Origin of the sequence: Cellulomonas sp. NPDC057328 (assembly GCF_042667215.1) — a bacterium.
GTDB lineage: Bacteria > Actinomycetota > Actinomycetes > Actinomycetales > Cellulomonadaceae > Cellulomonas.
This window is the reverse complement of the sequence record NZ_JBHUZW010000014.1, coordinates 16,018-30,872: the sequence shown is the minus strand read 5'-3', so window position 1 is coordinate 30,872 and position 14,855 is coordinate 16,018. Positions and strand designations below refer to the sequence as shown.

Genomic DNA, 14,855 nt, shown 5'->3' with positions numbered 1-14,855 from the left:
GCGTGCGCGCGTCCGACGTGGTGGCTATAGCTCAGCCTGGTAGAGCACCTGGTTGTGGTCCAGGGGGTCGCGGGTTCAAGTCCCGTTAGCCACCCTCTCGCAGGGCGTCGGTCTTCGGGCCGGCGCCCTGCGTCGTTCCCGGGGAGCCCGAGCCGCCGCCCGCACGGCCGCGACCGGCCGGGCACGGCCGCGGCGACCACGACCGTGCCCGTGGACCCGTCAGGGCGCGAGCACGCCGCGCTTGACGCTCGTCGCGACGACGTCGGCGGCCACGCGCCGGGCGGTCGCGGAGTCGGGGCCGGGCGCCGCGGGCATGAGCGCCGCACGGTAGTACCGCAGCTCGTCGATGCTCTCGAGGATGTCGGCGAGGGCGCGGTGGCCGCCGTTCTTCGCCGGCGCCGCGAAGTACACGCGGGGGTACCAGCGCCGCGCGAGCTCCTTGATCGACGACACGTCGACGACGCGGTAGTGCAGGTGCCCGACGAGCGCGGGCATGTCGCGGTCGAGGAACGCCTTGTCGGTGCCGACGGAGTTGCCCGCGAGCGGCGCCTTGCCCGCGTCGGGCACCCACTGGCGCACGTAGGCGAGGACCTGCTCCTGCGCCTCCTCCAGCGTCACGCCGTGCTCGAGCGCGGGCAGCAGGCCGGACGTCGTGTGCATGGTGCGGACGAAGTCGCCCATCTGCTCGAGCGCGGCCGGCGGGGGCGCGACGACGACGTCGACGCCGTCACCGAGGACGCGGAGCTCGGAGTCGGTGACGACCGCGGCGACCTCGACCAGCGCGTCGTGCTCGAGGTCGAGCCCGGTCATCTCGCAGTCGATCCACACGATCCGGTCGGCGCTCGTGTGCGCCGCTGCGGGTGCGGCGGCCGCCGGGGCGGGTGCGGCGGCGCCCGCGGCGTCGGTGGGGTCGCTGCTGGGGGAGGTGCCTGCGGTGCTCACGCCGGACAGCGTAGGGCGCGTGCGTCAGCGGTCGTCGGACCGCGGCCCCGGCGCGGACCCGCGCGGCGGCGGTCCGGGCGGTCCGTGGACGTGTGCCGACGGCGGTGGGACGGTGGCGGCGAGCGCCGCGGCGACGACGACGAGGACGCCGGCGCCCGCCGCGAGGGCGCGGGCCGAGGTGCCGGTGATGCCGGCCCAGCCGAGGACGACGAGCACGACGGCACCCGTGACGGCGCCGAGCGCGGCGTGCCCCGCCCAGCGCAGGACCGCGCGCCCGAGGCGCCGGGGCCAGGGTGCGGGCGGCTGGCCGCCGCCGGCGTGCCGCCCCATCAGGTGTGCCCCCGCATCGCGCGTGGCAACCCGGCCCCGCGTGCCGCGCGGACGGCGCGGCGGGCGACGGACCGGGTCATGGGCGTCATCGTGGCACGGCCGGCGGTGGCGCGAGGGCACGGCTCCGCACGGACGGTGCCGACGACGACGCGCTCACGACGACGCGGGCGCGACCGTCGCGCCCGCTTCGCCGGTGATGCCCGGACGTGTCACGCGCCGGTGACACGGCGCCTGCCGCGGTCGTGCGGCGGCAACGCCCGGGCAACCGGACCGAAACGCGGCGCTGCGAGCCTGCGGGAGCGCAGGGGGCGCGTCCACGGCCGTACCGGTCCACCGGTGCGCCGTACCGTTCCGAGAGGACCTGCCCATGCGTGACCGCATCCCGAGGTCGAGCCTGCGACGAGGCGCCCTGCGCGCCGCCGTCGTGGCGCTCGGCCTGACCCTCGCCACCGCGGGCGCCGCCGTCGCGGCGCCCGCCGCCGACGAGGTGGCCCTCACGGTCACGCCCGAGGTGACGGCCGGCGGGACCGTCGACGTGCGGCTGGAGCTGCGCGGCGCCGCCGACGTGTTCGCCTACGAGGCGACGCTCGCCCTGGACCCGGCGCTGCTCGCGCTCGACGCCGTGACGGCCACGCCCGAGGGCGGGTTCGACGACATCACCGAGGCGGCGGGCACCGTGACGCTGCGGCACACGCGTCTCGGCACGTCGCCCGCGCTGTCCGGCACCGTGCCGGCGACCACCCTGCGCCTGCGCGCCCTCGCTGCGGGCACGGCGACCGTGACGGTCCGCACCGTGACCCTCGTCGGCTCGGACGGCACCACCACGACCCTCACCGACGCGGCCGCCGCGACGGTCGTCGTCGCCGCGGCGCCCGTCCCGTCGCCCACGGCCACAGCGGCGCCCACCACCGCGCCGACCACCGCGCCGCCGACGGACGGCGTCGCGGCCCCCGGCGCGCCGACGCCGTCGCCGTCCGCCGCGACCGCCGTGCGCGGCCCGCGGGCGGGTGCCCTCAGCGCCACGGGCGTCGAGGCGGGTGCCCTCGTGCTGCTCGCGGCGGCCGCCGTCGCGGCCGGCGCGTTCCTCGTCCGCCGACGGGCGGTGAGCGCCCGATGACGCCGCAGACCGCGGCGGTCACGCCGCCCGACGCCCCGTCCGACCTCACCCGCGGGAGCCGCACCGTGCACCGACACCTCCTCGACCGACGCCTCCTGCGCCGCGGCGTCCCGGCGGCCGCCGCGGCGGCCTGCCTGGCCCTGGTCGCGGCCGGTGCCGCGCCCGCCGTGGCCGCCGCACCGACCGCCTCGGCACCCGCCGAGGCGGCGCCCGCAGCCGCGCCCGGCGCGTCCCTCGCGCCGTGGTGGACCGAGCTCGACCTCACCGGCGACCGGCAGGTGACCGTCGACGACCTCGGCGCGGTGTCCGCGCACCTCGGCGCGACGCCCGCGTCGCCCGGCTGGGCGGACGTGGCCGTGGCCGACGTGGACGCGGACGGCGTCCTCACGGTCGTCGACCTCGCCGCCGTGTCGCAGCGCATGGTGTGGGACGACGGGCCGTTCGAGCTCGTCGAGGCCAGCGCGCTCGACATGCAGGCCGCGATGAACGCGGGCGTCACCACGTCCGTCGCGATCACGCAGGAGTACCTGGACCGGATCGCCGCGTACGACCGCACGGTCGTCGACACGGCCGCCGGCGGCCGGGCCCTCAACTCCGTCATCACGACGAACGGCGCCGCCCTCGCGGCCGCCGCGGCGGCGGACGCGGAGCGCGCCGCCGCGGGCATGACGAGCATGCTGCTCGGCGTCCCGGTCGCGCTCAAGGACAACTACGACACCCGCGACATGCCGACCACCGGCGGCTGCGGCTGCTGGGAGGGGAACCAGACGGCGACCGACGCGACCATGGTCGCGGGCCTGCGCTCGGCGGGTGCCGTGGTGCTGGCGAAGGCGAGCCTCGACGAGTTCGCGTACGGGTTCAGCTCGGAGTTCTCCGCCGGCCTGCCCGTCGGGTCGACGCTGCCGATCGCGAGCCCGTACGTCACGTCGCGCACGGCCGGCGGCTCGAGCGGCGGCACGGGCGCGGCGATCGCGGCGAACCTCGCGGGCATCGGCTTCGGCACGGACACGGGTGGGTCGATCCGCGTGCCGTCGTCGTACAACCAGCTCGTCGGCGTGCGGCCCACGGTGGGCCTGGCGAGCCGCGACGGCATCATCCCGCTCGCGCTCAGCCAGGACACGGGCGGCCCGATGGCGCGGTCGGTGCTCGACGCGGCCGTCGCGCTGGACGCCGTCGTGGGCGTCGACGCGGCCGACCCGGTGACGGCCGCGCAGGCCGGCCGGGTGCCCGAGTCGTACACGGCGTCGCTCGACACCGGTGCGCTGCAGGGGGCGCGGATCGGCTACGTGCCGTCGATGGTCGGCAGCAACCGCACGACGGTGCGGCTGTGGGCGCAGACGCGGGCGGCGCTGGAGGCGCAGGGCGCGACGCTCGTCGAGATCACGCCGCCGGCCGGCTTCGCGGCCGTGCTCAACGAGCCGAGCGGCAGCACGAACGAGTTCCGCCGCGACCTCGCGGGCTACGTCGCCCGGCACCTCGCGCCGCAGGTGCAGGCCCGCACGATCGAGGACATCCTCGCGACGGACCACTTCGTCACCTCGCGCCGCAGCGTGTACGTGCAGCGGGCCGCCGTGACGGACGCGCAGTACGACGCGTGGGCGGGGCCGACGGGCTCGCACACGGTCGCGCTCGCGACCGGGCGCACGCTCGTCACCCAGCTGCTGGACGACCTGGACCTGGACGCGATCGCGTACCCGTCGGGCACGCCGTACGGGACGCAGGGCACGAACATGCGGCTCAGCCCCAACACGGGACTGCCCGCCGTGACGCTGCCGATGGGGCAGGCCACCGCCGAGGACGCGACGATCACCGGGGCCGGCGTCAACGTCGAGCTGCTCGGGCGGGCGTTCGACGAGGGCACCCTGCTGGGGCTCGCGTACGACCTCGAGCAGGCCGTGCAGGCCCGCACGAGCCCGGCGCTGTACGGCCCGCTGGGCTGAGAGGCGCGTCGGGCGCCTGCGCACCGACGGCGACGACCCCCGTCCGGGGACTCCGGACGGGGGTCGTCGTGGGTGCGCGGCGGGCGCGGGCGGTGCGGCGGCGGTGCGCCGGGACGTGGCGCTGGTCACGTCCGGGCCCGCCCGTGCCCGTCAGGACGTGAGCGTCCACCCGTGCGTGCGGGGTGCCCGCGCCGGCGCGGCGGGGCGTTCCGGTGGACGACCGGAGGCGTCGGTGCGGCGTGACGCGCGGCGCTCCTCGCGCGTGCGCAGCCGGGACGAGGTGGCGAGCCGCTCGCGGTGGTCGGAGCGCAGGACGTCGTAGGTGGACAGCGGGTGCATCGTGGGTGCCTCCTGGGCGTGCCGCGGCGCACCCCGGGTCACGGGGTGGTCGCTCGGTGGGTTCGGTGGTGCCATCCCACCAGCGCGGACACGCGATGTCACCGCATTTGTCCGGCCGGCGGCGACGCCCCGCGACAGGGTGCCGGGCGCCGTGGGGGAGGAGGGCGGGACGGCTCGCGTGATACGCGGGTCGTCGCCCGCGGGCCGCGGCGGGGCCCGTGCGGTGAGCGGCGCCCCCGGCAGGACTCGAACCTGCAACCGACGGATTAGAAGGCCGTTGCTCTATCCGTTGAGCTACGGGGGCCGACGCCGACCAAGCCTAGTGGCGTCGTCGCGGGCGCCTCGGGCGGGGTGGCCGCGGGGTGGCCGCGGGCGTCGCGCGGACCGGACTCGTCGGGTGTCACCCGCGTGCCGCGTTTGGCCTGGTCACGCGTGGGACCGAGAATGGGTGCGTGAGCGCCCAGCCCGGCTACGTGCCAGCCCGGACGTCCGCGCCCACGTCGGGGCGCGCCGCCGGCGTGCCCGCGGCCGGTGCGGGCGCGGCCGCGGACATCCTCACGCGGCCCCTCGCGCAGACGTCCCTGCTCGACGCCGTGCGTGACCTGCGCCGCGACGTCGAGGGGACGTCGTTCCCGCTCGAGCTCGACGGGATCGCGGAGGCGCGCGCGTCGCGCGCCCGGCTCGTCGACCAGCTCGCCGAGCACCTCGTGCCGCGCCTGACCGAGCTGTCCGCGCCCGCCGTCGTCGTCGTCGCGGGCTCGACCGGCGCCGGCAAGTCGACCCTCGTCAACTCGCTCGTGGGCCGCGAGGTGACCGCCGCGGGCGTGCTGCGCCCCACGACGCGCGAGCCCGTGCTGGTCCACCACCCGCTGGACGCGGACCTCCTCTCGCACCACCCGGTGCTCGACAGCGTCGAGGCCGTGCCGGTCGACACCGTGCCGCGCGGCATCGCGCTGCTCGACGCCCCCGACCTGGACTCGGTGCTCGAGTCGAACCGGGAGTCGGCGCACCGGCTGCTCGAGGCGGCGGACCTGTGGCTGTTCGTCACGACCGCCGCGCGGTACGGCGACGCGCTGCCCTGGCGGGTGCTCGAGGCGGCCGTCGAGCGCTCGACCTCGATCGCGATGGTCCTCAACCGCGTGCCCGCCGCGAGCCTGCCCACCGTGCGCGGCGACCTGCTGGACCGCCTCCGCGCGCACGGGCTCGCCGGGTCGCCGCTCTTCGTGATCCCCGACGTCGGGCCGCACGAGGGGCTGCTCGAGCAGCGCGTGGTCGCGCCCGTGCTCCGCTGGCTGACGATGCTGGCCGGTCCGGACCGGGCGCGCACGGTCGTCGGCCGCACGCTGCGCGGCGCGCTCGCCGCGCTGCGCCCGTGGGTCGACGAGCTCGCCGACGCGGTCCAGGCCCAGGCGGACGCGGCTGCCGGCATCGCGCAGGCGCTCGACGAGGCGGTCGAGGGGCCGCGGGTCGAGGCGGAGGCGACCGTGCGCTCGGGCGCCGTCGCGGACGGTGCGGTCCGCGCGCGCTGGGCCGAGCTGACGACCCGCGGCGGGCCCTTCGCGCGGCTCGTGCGGCGGTCGGGGCGCGTGCGCGGCGGGTCGCGGCTGGGCCGCACCCGCACCGAGGCCGTGGAGCCGCTGGTGGCCGAGCTGGCGGAGTCCGCCGCCGCCGTCCTCACCGCCGTCGGCGTCCGGGCCGACGAGACGTTGCGCGCCGTCCTGGTCGGACCGGGCGCGCCCGCAGGCGGCCCGTCGCTGCTGCCGCGCTGGCCCGCCGGCGACCAGGCCCGCACCGGCGCGGCCGAGCGCGCGGCCCGCGCGTGGACGGCCGAGGGTGCCCGTGCGGCGCGCGCCGTCCTCGCCGGGGGCGGCGGGGACGAGGCCGCCGCCGCGCGTCGCCGCGACGTCGCCCGCGCCGTGGGGGAGGACGGTCTCGCGGCTGCCGCGCTCGCGGCCGCCGCCGGGCTCCCGGAGGCGCACGAGGCGCTGCGCACGCTGCTGCCCGACGCGGCGGACGCGCTCGTCGAGGACCTCCGCGCCGACCTCGTCCGCCGCGCGCAGGCGCAGGTCGACGTCGAGCGCGTCGGCGCCGACGCGGCGCTCGCCGATCCCGACCTCGCCGCCGACGCGTCCTCCCGGCTGCGCCTGCGGCTCGCCGTCCTCAAGGGGCTGACATGAGCACGGACGACGTCAGGCCGGCCTCCGTCCCGGCGCCCATCCCCGCGGTGCTGCCGGCGGCGGTGCCCGCCCACGGCGCACGCGTCCCCGCGGACGCCGAGCCGGAGATGCTCGACGACGCCCCGGGCGCCGAGGCCCCGGGGGCCGAGCCCGACGGAGCGGGCCCGGCGGGGACCGACGACGGCGCGGTGCGCGGTGAGGACACGGCCGCGCTCACGGCGCGCGTCGACGCGCTCGAGGGCGCCCTGACCATCGGCGGCGACCGTGTCGACCCGGACGTCGTCGCCGCCGTCGGCGCCGCGGTCGACCGCGTCCGCGAGCGGCTCCTGCTGGGCGTCGACCACACCGTCGTCGCGCTCGTCGGCGGCACCGGGTCGGGCAAGTCCAGCCTCTTCAACGCGGTCAGCGGCCTGCGGTTCGCCGACGTGGGTGTCCGCCGGCCGACCACGTCGCGCGTCACCGCGTGCGTGTGGGGCGCGGACGGCGACCCGCTGCTCGACTGGCTCGGTGTCGACGCCGAGCACCGGATCGAGCGCGAGAGCGTCCTCGACGCCGACCACGAGGCCGCGCTGCGCGGGCTCGTGCTGCTCGACCTGCCCGACCACGACTCGATCGCCCCCGAGCACCGCGAGGTCGTCGACCGGGTGCTGCCGCAGGTCGACCTGCTCGTCTGGGTCGTCGACCCGCAGAAGTACGCCGACGACGCGCTGCACTCCGGGTACCTGCGCCGGCTCGCCGGCCGGGACGCGTCGATGCTGCTCGTCATGAACCAGGTCGACACCGTCGCGCCCGAGGTGCGGGGCGCGCTGCTCGCCGACGTGCGGCGCCTGCTCGCGGAGGACGGCCTGCCGGACGTGCCCGTGCACGGCGTGTCGACGGTGACGGGCGACGGCGTCGCGGAGCTGCGCGACGCGCTCGCGGACGCGGTCGCGCAGCGGTCCGTCGCGGCCGCGCACGCGGACGCGGAGGTGGCGCAGGCCGCGCGCCTGGCCGCGACCCAGGTCGGTGCGCGGGAGCCCGCGCCGTCGCAGCTCGCGCTCGGGACGGTCGTCGACAAGCTCGTGTCCGCGGCGGGCCTGCCGGCCGTGGCCGCCGCGGTCGCGGCCGTCGTGCGCGGCGGCGCGTCGCGCCCGCCGCGGCTCGGCGACGTGCACGGCGACGGCGTCGGGCTGGCCCGCTCGGCGTGGGTGACGAGCGTGACGCAGGGGCTGCCGGTGCGCTGGGCCGACGACCTGCGGCACCGGGTGGCCACGCCGGCGGAGCTCCGCCTCGCCGTCACCGACGCGCTCACGCAGGTGACCGTGACGGCCCGGGCGTCGCTGGCCGCGCGCGTGCTGTCGGTGCTCGCCGTGGTGCTCGGCGTCGTCGGGCTCGTCGGTGCGGGTCTGGTCGTCGCCGACGCGGCCGGGGCGGACCCGGGCTGGATGCCGCCGGCCGTGCTCGCCGCCGCGCTGCTCGCCGCGGCGCTCGTGCTCGCGGTGGTGGCGTCGGCCGTGCGCCGCCGGGCCGCCGCGCGCCGGGCCGAGCGGGTCCTGGCCGACGGGCGGGCGGCGATCGAGTCGGCGGCCCGGGCGCGCCTGCTCGCACCGACGCAGGACGTCCTCGCCGAGCACCGGCACGCGCGCGAGCTCGTGGCGCAGGCGGCCGGGGGACCCGCGCCGCGCTGAGGTCCGGGCGTGCGCCGTCCGGGCCCGCACCCGGGACCACGCCGAGCCGTCCCCAGCCCCGGCGCACGGGCGCGCCGTCCACCGGTGCGGGCCCGCGCGCGTCGGCGCCCTCCGGCGGGCCCGGACGCTGTCGCCACACGCCCCGCGCTCGTGCGGGGCCACGGCAGTGAGGACATCGGCATGGGCGCACACACGCAGGACGTGACCGTCGTCGGCTGGGTCGGCTCCGACGTGCGGAGCTACCACCTCGACGGCGGCGGCACCCCGTACGCGCAGTTCCGGCTCGCGTCGACGCGGCGGGTCTACGACCGCGAGAGCGGCACCTACCGCGACGGCCCGACGGTCTGGTGGACGGTGAAGGTGTGGCGGCAGGTGGCGGACAACGTCACGCGCTCGTTGCACAAGGGCGACCCGGTGGTGGTGGTCGGGCGCGTCGGCACGTCGGAGTGGACGTCGCCGGACGGCCCGCGCACCGAGCTGGTCCTCGAGGCCGTCGCGCTCGGCCACGACCTCGTGTTCGGCACGACGGCGTTCCGGCGCAGCACCCGCGGTGGCACGGGCGACGCCGCCGGGGAGACCGGGGGCGCGCGCGGCGCCGCGGCCGAGGGTGCGCCGGGCGCGGCCGTCGACGACCCGTGGGCGCAGGCGCCGCACCTCCCGGAGGACGCGGCCGGCCCCGACGCCGGCCCCACGGCACCGCCCGACGGCGACGCGGACGACCCGCCGGGGCCCGACGCGGGCGCGGACGGCGACGTCCGTGCGGCCGCGGAGCAGGAGCCCGCGCTGGTCGGGCGCGGGTGATCGCCTAGGCTGGGGGACCGGCAACCGACGACGCCGCAGGTCGGCGCGCGCGACCCGGTCGGGGCACGTCCCCGCCCGGCACCGCGCCCGACCGGCGGCGTCCCCACCGAAGCGACCCGAGGCGGACGAGCAGTCAGTGGCTGAGTTCATCTACTCCATGTACAAGGCGCGCAAGGCGCACGGCGACAAGGTCATCCTCGACGACGTCTCCCTGAACTTCCTCCCCGGCGCGAAGATCGGCGTCGTCGGCCCCAACGGCGCCGGGAAGTCCACGATCCTCAAGATCATGGCCGGGCTCGACCAGCCGTCGAACGGCGAGGCGCGGCTGTCGCCCGGCTACACGGTCGGCATCCTGCAGCAGGAGCCGCCGCTGAACGACGAGAAGACGGTGCTCGGCAACGTCGAGGAGGGCGTCGCCGAGATCAAGGGCAAGCTCGACCGCTACAACGAGATCTCGGCCCTCATGGCCGACCCGGACGCAGACTTCGACGCGCTGCTCGCCGAGATGGGCCAGCTGCAGGAGGCGATCGACGCCGCCGACGCGTGGGACCTCGACGCGCAGCTCGAGCAGGCGATGGACGCCCTGCGGTGCCCGCCGCCGGACGCGGACGTCAACGTCCTGTCGGGTGGTGAGCGCCGCCGCGTCGCGCTGTGCAAGCTCCTGCTCGAGAAGCCGGACCTGCTCCTGCTCGACGAGCCCACCAACCACCTGGACGCCGAGTCCGTGCTGTGGCTCGAGCAGCACCTGCAGCAGTACCCCGGCGCGATCCTCGCCGTCACCCACGACCGCTACTTCCTCGACCACGTCGCGGAGTGGATCTGCGAGGTCGACCGCGGGCGCCTCTACCCGTACGAGGGCAACTACTCCACGTACCTGGAGAAGAAGCAGGAGCGCCTGAACGTCCAGGGCAAGAAGGACGCGAAGCTCGCCAAGCGCCTCAAGGACGAGCTCGAGTGGGTCCGCCAGAACGCGAAGGGCCGCCAGACGAAGTCGAAGGCGCGCCTGGCCCGCTACGAGGAGATGGCGGCCGAGGCGGAGCGGACGCGGAAGCTGGACTTCGAGGAGATCCAGATCCCGCCGGGCCCGCGCCTGGGCAACGTCGTGCTCGAGGCCAAGGACCTGGTCAAGGGCTTCGACGGCCGCACGCTCATCGACGGCCTCAGCTTCACGCTGCCGCGCAACGGCATCGTCGGCGTCATCGGCCCGAACGGCGTCGGCAAGACGACGCTGTTCAAGACGATCGTCGGCCTGGAGCCGCTCGACGGCGGCGACCTGAAGATCGGCGAGACCGTCTCGATCTCGTACGTCGACCAGAGCCGCGGCGGCATCGACCCGAAGAAGACGCTGTGGGAGGTCGTGTCCGACGGCCTCGACTTCCTCAAGGTCGGCAACGTCGAGATGCCGTCGCGCGCGTACGTCGCCGCGTTCGGCTTCAAGGGCCCGGACCAGCAGAAGCCCGCCGGCGTGCTGTCGGGCGGTGAGCGCAACCGGCTCAACCTCGCGCTGACGCTCAAGCAGGGCGGCAACCTGCTGCTCCTCGACGAGCCGACCAACGACCTCGACGTCGAGACGCTCGGCTCGCTCGAGAACGCGCTGCTCGAGTTCCCCGGCTGCGCCGTGGTCGTCTCGCACGACCGGTGGTTCCTCGACCGCGTCGCGACGCACATCCTCGCGTACGAGGGCACCGAGGAGGACCCGTCGGCCTGGTACTGGTTCGAGGGCAACTTCGCGTCCTACGAGGAGAACAAGGTGCAGCGCCTCGGCGCCGACGCGGCCCGCCCGCACCGCGTGACGCACCGCAAGCTGCGGCGCGACTGAGGCCGCGGTCAGCATGAGCGACGACGCGCCCGTCCGCCCCGACGCGCCGGACCCCGGGGGTCCGGCGGGGCGGGCGGGCGCGTCGCCTCCCGCTGCTGCGCCCGCCCCTGCTGCGCCCGCCGCTGCTGCGCCCGGCGACGGGCTCGTCGAGGCGCTCGAGGTGCTCGGTCTGCGGCTCGGCCAGGTCGAGCTGCCGCTCGAGGGCACGGGCGTCGCGGAGGCGCGGGCCGTGCGCCGCCAGGCGGTCGAGCAGCTCGACGACTACCTGCTGCCGCGGCTGCGCGCGGCCGCCGCGCCGGTGCTCGCGGTCCTCGGTGGCTCCACCGGCGCGGGCAAGTCCACGCTGGTCAACTCGCTGCTCGGTGCCCCGGTGTCGACGGCGGGCGTGCTGCGGCCGACGACGCGGTGGCCCGTGCTGGTGCACCACCCGCTCGACGGCCGCTGGTTCACCACGGACCGGGTGCTGCCGGGCCTGGCGCGGCTCGTCGGCGGGCACGGCGCCGGGTCGGACGCGGTCGCCCCCGGTGCCGCGGGCGCCGCGTCCCCGGACGGCACGGGCGCCGCCGGGCACGCCGGCCTGCGGCTCGTCCCGAGCGACGCCGTGCCGCAGGGGCTGGCGCTGCTCGACGCGCCGGACATCGACTCCGTCGTCGACGAGAACCGTGCGCTGGCACGGCAGCTGCTCGGTGCCGCGGACCTCTGGCTGTTCGTCACCACGGCCGCGCGCTACGCCGACGCCGTGCCGTGGGAGCTGCTCGCGACGGCCGCGCAGCGGCGCGTCGAGCTGGCGCTCGTGCTCGACCGCGTCGACCCCGGCGAGGAGGACGCGGTCCGCACGCACCTCACGTCGATGCTCGCGGAGCACGGGCTCGCGGGCACGCCCGTGCTCGTGGTCCCCGAGGTCGAGCCCGAGGACGGGCTCCTGCCGGCGTGGGCCGTGGCGCCCGTCGCCGAGTGGCTGACCCGGCTCGCGGCCGACCCGGCCGCGCGGCGCGGCGTCGTCGAGCGGACGCGCGACGGGCTCGTCGCCGACCTCGTCGTCCGCGCGGGCCTGGTGGCCGACGCGGCGGACGCGCAGGAGGCGGCGGACGCCCGCCTGCGCGCGGCCGTGCGCACCGCGTACGGGGCGGCGCTCGTCGACGTCGGGCGCGCGACGTCCGACGGGCGCATGCTGCGCGGCGAGGTGCTCGCGCGGTGGCAGGACGTCGTCGGCACGGGTGAGTTCATGCGGTCCGTCGAGGAGCGCGTCTCGCGCTGGCGGGACCGCCTGACGTCCGCTGTGCGCGGGCGGCGTGCGGAGGAGCCGGCGCTCGCCGCCGCCATCGGCCGCAGCCTCGACGCCGTGGTGCTCGACGCGGCCGAGCAGGCGGCCGACCGTGCGTACGCCGCGTGGCGCGCCGACCCCGCCGGTGCGGCCCTGCTCGACGGGCTGGCCCTCTCGCGGTCGTCCGCGCGGCTGCGCGACGCGATCGCCGCGCAGGTCCGCGGCTGGCAGGACGACGTGCTCGCGCTGGTCGCCGACGAGGGCGCGGACCGGCGGACGCAGGCGCGGGCGCTGTCGTTCGGCGTCAACGGCCTCGGTGCCGCGCTCATGCTCGCGGTCTTCGCCTCGACGGGCGGGCTGACCGGCGCGGAGGTCGGCATCGCCGGCGGCACCGCCGTGCTCGCGCAGCGGCTGCTCGAGGCGGTCTTCGGTGACGACGCCGTGCGCCGCCTCACGGAGTCCGCGCACGAGCGGCTGCTCGCGCGCGTGCGGGGCGTGCTCGACGCGGAGGCGGCGCGCTACACCGCCCAGCTCGACGCGCTCGGCACGGCGGACGCGGGCGGCGCCGGCGTGCGCGCGGCCGCGGCGCGCGTGGCGGCGGTGCCGCTGCGGGGCGCCGGCGCGGACGACGGGGCGGGCGCGCCCGGCCCGACCGCGGACGACGTCAGCGGCCGCACCGGCGGGCTGCGGGGCGTGGGTGCGCGCCGCCCGGGCGCCGCGCCGTCGGCCACGGCGGCCGCCGACGCACCCGCCCCCGGCGGCCTGCGCGGCTGGTGGCGCCGGGTCACGGGCCGCGACGAGGACGCCCGGTGAGCCGGCCGGACGACCTGGCCGAGCGGACCGACGCCCTCGACGGGCTCCTGCGCACGGCCGGGCACCGGCTCGACCCGGTGCTCGCCGCGGAGGGCGCACGCGTCGTCGCGCAGGTCCGCGAACGGCTCGCGCTCGCACCGTCCACGACGGTCGTCGCGCTCGCCGGCGCGACGGGCTCGGGCAAGTCGTCGCTGTTCAACGCCCTGGCCGGGGCCGACGTCGCGCGCCCCGGCACGCTGCGTCCGACGACGTCGCGCCCGCTCGCCGCGGTCGCCACCGCGGAGGACGTGCATGCGCTGCTCGACTGGCTCGAGGTGGGGGACCGCCGCGAGCTCCCCGTGGACGACCCCGCGACCCGCGGGCTGCCGACGGGCCTCGTCCTGCTCGACCTGCCCGACCACGACTCCGTCGTGCAGGAGCACCGGGCCACCGCCGAGCGGCTGTACGCGCGCGCCGACCTGCTCGTGTGGGTGCTCGACCCGCAGAAGTACGCCGACGCGGTGCTCCACGAGCGCTACCTGCGCCCGCTGGCGGGCCACGCCGGCGTCATGGTGCTCGCGCTCAACCACGCGGACCGGCTCCGGCCGGACGAGCGGGAGACGTGGCGGGCCGACGTGCGGCGGCTCGCGTCCGAGGACGGCCTCGGCGACGTGCCGACGGTGCCCGTGAGCGCGCGCACCGGCGAGGGCGTCGACGACCTGCGCGCGCTGCTGGCGCGCGCGGCGGAGCGGCGGCGTGCGGCGGCCGACCGCCTGCGCGCCGACGTCGCGCGGGTCGCCGGTGCCGTGGCCGACGCGCTCGACGGCGACGCCGACGCGCGCCGGGACGTGCCGCCGGCCGACCGGCTCGTCACCGCCCTCGAGCACGCCGCGGGGGTGCCGACGGTCGTCGACGCGGTCCGCCGCTCTGCCGCGCGCCGGGTGCGTGCCCGCACCGGCTGGCCGCCGCTGCGCCTGGTCGGGCGCCTGCGTCCCGACCCGCTGCGTCGCCTGCACCTGCAGACCGGCCCGCGCGACGCCGCCGACGCCGACCGCACGTCGCTCCCGCCCGCCGGCCCGCAGGTGCAGGCGCAGGCCGCGAACGCCGTGCGGGGCTGGCTCGACGACGCCACGACGGGCCTGCCCGACGCGTGGGTGCTCGCCGTGCGCGCCGACGTGCGCACGGGCGGCCTCGCCGACGACCTCGACGTGGCGGTCGCCTCGACGACGCTGCTGCCCGCGCGGGCGCCGTGGTGGGCGCGCGCCGTCGACGTGCTCCAGTGGGCCGGCGTCGCCGCGCTCGTGGGCGGCCTCGTGTGGCTCGGGGTGCTCGCCGGCCTGACGTACCTGCGGCTCCCGGAGCCGGTGACGCCCGAGTGGGGTCCGCTGCCGGCGCCGACGGTCCTCGTGGCGGGCGGCCTCGCGCTCGGCCTCCTGCTCACGTTGCTCGGCACGGTCGGCGCGTGGGCGGAAGGGCGCCGGCAGGCGGCCCGGGCGCGCCGGCGTCTGCGGGCGTCGGTCGCCGCCGTCGCCACCGCGCGCGTCGTCGACCCGGTCACCACCGAGCTCGCCCGCTGGCGCTCGTGCCGGGACCTGGCCCGGCGGGCCGCCGGCGACGGAGGTCGCCGCCGACGCTGAACGCCGACCGGCCGTCACCCTGCGTGGCGG

At 78.0% G+C, this 14,855-nt stretch carries 11 protein-coding genes and 2 tRNA genes; 9 read left to right on the top strand and 4 right to left on the bottom strand.

Annotation, left to right across the window (positions count from 1 at the left end; genetic code table 11):
• The first annotated feature begins 20 nt into the window (after nt 1–20).
• Nucleotides 21–94, top strand: a tRNA-His gene (locus tag ACFUMH_RS04550).
• Between the two features lie 125 nt (nt 95–219).
• Here the strand turns inward: ACFUMH_RS04550 and orn are convergent.
• On the bottom strand, nt 220–942 hold the full coding sequence (gene orn / locus ACFUMH_RS04545) for an oligoribonuclease (protein ID WP_378201068.1): 723 nt from the start codon (nt 940–942) through the stop codon (nt 220–222).
• Between the two features lie 24 nt (nt 943–966).
• The gene (locus ACFUMH_RS04540; protein ID WP_378201065.1) at nt 967–1,272 is read right to left on the bottom strand and encodes a hypothetical protein; all 306 of its coding nucleotides are present in this window, start codon (nt 1,270–1,272) and stop codon (nt 967–969) included.
• A gap of 367 nt (nt 1,273–1,639) precedes the next feature.
• On the opposite strand from ACFUMH_RS04540, the gene ACFUMH_RS04535 reads away from it, so the two are divergent.
• Nucleotides 1,640–2,389, top strand: a complete 750-nt coding sequence (locus ACFUMH_RS04535) for a hypothetical protein (protein ID WP_378201062.1) — start codon at nt 1,640–1,642, stop codon at nt 2,387–2,389.
• A complete protein-coding gene (locus ACFUMH_RS04530; RefSeq protein WP_378201059.1) occupies nt 2,386–4,329 on the top strand; it encodes an amidase family protein in 1,944 nt (647 codons plus the stop codon). The genes ACFUMH_RS04535 and ACFUMH_RS04530 overlap by 4 nt, the downstream gene beginning before the upstream one ends.
• Nucleotides 4,330–4,479: 150 nt before the next feature.
• On the opposite strand, the gene ACFUMH_RS04525 is transcribed toward ACFUMH_RS04530, so the two are convergent.
• The gene (locus ACFUMH_RS04525) at nt 4,480–4,668 is read right to left on the bottom strand and encodes a hypothetical protein (RefSeq protein ID WP_378201056.1); all 189 of its coding nucleotides are present in this window, start codon (nt 4,666–4,668) and stop codon (nt 4,480–4,482) included.
• A gap of 231 nt (nt 4,669–4,899) precedes the next feature.
• Nucleotides 4,900–4,972: transfer RNA gene (locus ACFUMH_RS04520), tRNA-Arg, on the bottom strand.
• A 148-nt stretch (nt 4,973–5,120) separates the two neighbouring features.
• Here ACFUMH_RS04520 and ACFUMH_RS04515 point away from each other — a divergent pair.
• The 6 genes from ACFUMH_RS04515 (at nt 5,121) to ACFUMH_RS04490 (ending at nt 14,825) form a co-directional block, all read left to right on the top strand.
• Nucleotides 5,121–6,845, top strand: coding sequence for a dynamin family protein (locus ACFUMH_RS04515; RefSeq protein ID WP_378201053.1), 1,725 nt, complete (start codon nt 5,121–5,123; stop codon nt 6,843–6,845).
• A complete protein-coding gene (locus tag ACFUMH_RS04510; protein WP_378201050.1) occupies nt 6,842–8,512 on the top strand; it encodes a GTPase in 1,671 nt (556 codons plus the stop codon). Before ACFUMH_RS04515 ends, ACFUMH_RS04510 begins: the two co-directional genes overlap by 4 nt.
• Nucleotides 8,513–8,692: 180 nt before the next feature.
• Nucleotides 8,693–9,313 (top strand): single-stranded DNA-binding protein, encoded by a 621-nt coding sequence (locus ACFUMH_RS04505; RefSeq protein WP_378201047.1) that lies wholly within the window; start codon nt 8,693–8,695, stop codon nt 9,311–9,313.
• A 136-nt stretch (nt 9,314–9,449) separates the two neighbouring features.
• Nucleotides 9,450–11,132: an energy-dependent translational throttle protein EttA gene (gene ettA, locus ACFUMH_RS04500; RefSeq protein WP_378201044.1), complete on the top strand. Its 1,683-nt coding sequence runs from the start codon at nt 9,450–9,452 to the stop codon at nt 11,130–11,132.
• 13 nt (nt 11,133–11,145) lie between these two features.
• Nucleotides 11,146–13,209: an ABC transporter gene (locus ACFUMH_RS04495; RefSeq protein ID WP_378201041.1), complete on the top strand. Its 2,064-nt coding sequence runs from the start codon at nt 11,146–11,148 to the stop codon at nt 13,207–13,209.
• The gene (locus ACFUMH_RS04490; RefSeq protein WP_378201038.1) at nt 13,206–14,825 is read left to right on the top strand and encodes a GTPase; all 1,620 of its coding nucleotides are present in this window, start codon (nt 13,206–13,208) and stop codon (nt 14,823–14,825) included. Before ACFUMH_RS04495 ends, ACFUMH_RS04490 begins: the two co-directional genes overlap by 4 nt.
• Nucleotides 14,826–14,855 lie beyond the last annotated feature (30 nt).

Coding starts and splice junctions, on each gene's coding strand:
- ACFUMH_RS04540 (WP_378201065.1), bottom strand. CDS start 1,272: ATGGGGCGGCACGCCGGCGGCGGCCAGCCGCCCGCACCCTGGCCCCGG.
- ACFUMH_RS04535 (WP_378201062.1), top strand. CDS start 1,640: ATGCGTGACCGCATCCCGAGGTCGAGCCTGCGACGAGGCGCCCTGCGC.
- ACFUMH_RS04530 (WP_378201059.1), top strand. CDS start 2,386: ATGACGCCGCAGACCGCGGCGGTCACGCCGCCCGACGCCCCGTCCGAC.
- ACFUMH_RS04525 (WP_378201056.1), bottom strand. CDS start 4,668: ATGCACCCGCTGTCCACCTACGACGTCCTGCGCTCCGACCACCGCGAG.
- ACFUMH_RS04510 (WP_378201050.1), top strand. CDS start 6,842: ATGAGCACGGACGACGTCAGGCCGGCCTCCGTCCCGGCGCCCATCCCC.
- ACFUMH_RS04505 (WP_378201047.1), top strand. CDS start 8,693: ATGGGCGCACACACGCAGGACGTGACCGTCGTCGGCTGGGTCGGCTCC.
- ACFUMH_RS04495 (WP_378201041.1), top strand. CDS start 11,146: ATGAGCGACGACGCGCCCGTCCGCCCCGACGCGCCGGACCCCGGGGGT.